The organism is Vibrio sp. 05-20-BW147 (genome assembly GCF_013369385.1).
GTDB lineage: Bacteria > Pseudomonadota > Gammaproteobacteria > Enterobacterales > Vibrionaceae > Vibrio > Vibrio floridensis.
On sequence record NZ_SZTO01000055.1, the window covers coordinates 1 to 1,613 of the forward strand.

The window sequence follows — 1,613 nt, forward strand, 5'->3', positions numbered from 1 at the left end:
GGGATTCATGCCGCGTGGCATTTTTGGTTTGCAGTGAGTTTTGGTGGTGAAAGTGGTCTGCGGAAAGTTGGTTTATGCGGCATTCACCCCTTAACGCGGCGTTATAACTACTTTTTTAGTACATCATTAGGAGAACTAGATTGTACGAAAGTTCATTTGAAATTCGGCTTGATTATAAGCCTTCTACAGGCAAGCCTGATCGAGTGTTTCTGGCGATGGCAGCTTACGTGACTGCTTTTGAGAACTTGACGTTTACTGTCGGCAAATCAGTAGATGCTGACCTTAATTTCACTTATGAGCTTTCGGGCGTTCAAATTGGTTCTCTTAAAAGCATAATCAAGTGTACTTCTGGCTTGCAAAAAGTAGCTAATGCGTTGACTTCAATACCTCTATACATCGCTAATTCAATGGTTGATTTAGATAGTATCGAAAACGAAGACGTTATCGATAGCGCCGTGAAAGGTGTCGAGGACGAACTCCTTGCGCATGGAGCTGTAGAGTTCCCCAATCAGGTTAATATTGACCGTTATCAATATGCCAAAGATCTCAAAAGCCTTTGTAAGGCTTCTGAACTACTTGCTGACGGTGAAACTATCGACATTCGTACACCTCAGGTTAACAACGTCACGTACCTAAATACGAGAGTCAGATTCGATAAAGAGGTCGACGATTTATTTGTTGCTGACAGCACAGAGGTTAAAAAAATCGAAACCTTACTGGTAAAAAAGCCAGTATTCTTAGGTGACTCTCAATGGGACTTTAAGAGTGTAGAGAGAAATGTCTCATTCTCAGCCCCCATAGAGCATAAGGAATGGCTAGGTCGTTATCAAAGCTGTGACCTTGGGCACTTAGACCCAGGAGATGCACTAATTGCTTATGTCTGCTATCAGGCAGTGAGGTTGAAAGGCTCAAAGACATATACTCATAAACAGCATCGTATCTTGCATGTAGAACGTGTTGTAAAAGGAAAAGAGCTGCAAATTCGTATTGAAGAAGCGGAGAAGTCTCGTGAAGACAGCAAATAGTAATATTCTTGCTTTAATTGCTGACTACATTTTCGTAATACTGCCTTTCGTCATAATACTGATTGTAAGAAGTGCCCAAGGGGTGAGTGGCTCTTTTTATATGCTTCCCGATTGGGGCATAGCTGCAACCATAGTATATGGACAGTTAATTGTTAAGCTAGCTACGGCTCTCGCTAAAACGAACAAGCCAAAGAAAACTTCAGCGGTGAACTTTTATCTAACGGTATTGATTGCTTTTGGTTTAGTGGTCAATGTGGTGATTAATATTCTGATGTTAGTTATTCCAAACGAGGTACTAGGTAAAACTCAGATAGTACTGTTTACTTTGGCTACCATTTGTCACTTTATTATCGGGTCAGCTGTAAATCATATAGAGTCGGCAACAGAGAAAGCGTAGTTATAACAAACAATTTAAGAGGGATTCCCAACGCTTGGTATTTTTCATTTCATCGTTGGGTTTTGTGATTACGGTGGTATGGGTGGGTTTCGTGGTAGCGTTGCTCACCCCTTAATTGGGCGTTATGCTTAATCACGTAAAATCAGTGGTTTATGGTTTTTATTTGTTCCCTCGGCTTGTTAGTTTCGAGT

The 1,613-nt window shown here is 41.1% G+C and carries 2 protein-coding genes and 1 pseudogene; all 3 read left to right on the forward strand.

Features of this window, described 5'->3' with window-relative positions; genetic code table 11:
• Nucleotides 1-102 (forward strand): annotated as a pseudogene (locus FC652_RS19715) (DUF3265 domain-containing protein); the annotation flags it as partial.
• Between the two features lie 38 nt (nucleotides 103-140).
• Nucleotides 141-1,025, forward strand: coding sequence for a hypothetical protein (locus FC652_RS19720; protein ID WP_103155538.1), 885 nt, complete (start codon nucleotides 141-143; stop codon nucleotides 1,023-1,025).
• Complete coding sequence (locus FC652_RS19725; protein ID WP_047690452.1) at nucleotides 1,009-1,422, forward strand: hypothetical protein; 414 nt, start codon at nucleotides 1,009-1,011, stop codon at nucleotides 1,420-1,422. Before FC652_RS19720 ends, FC652_RS19725 begins: the two co-directional genes overlap by 17 nt.
• The last annotated feature ends 191 nt before the right edge of the window (nucleotides 1,423-1,613 follow it).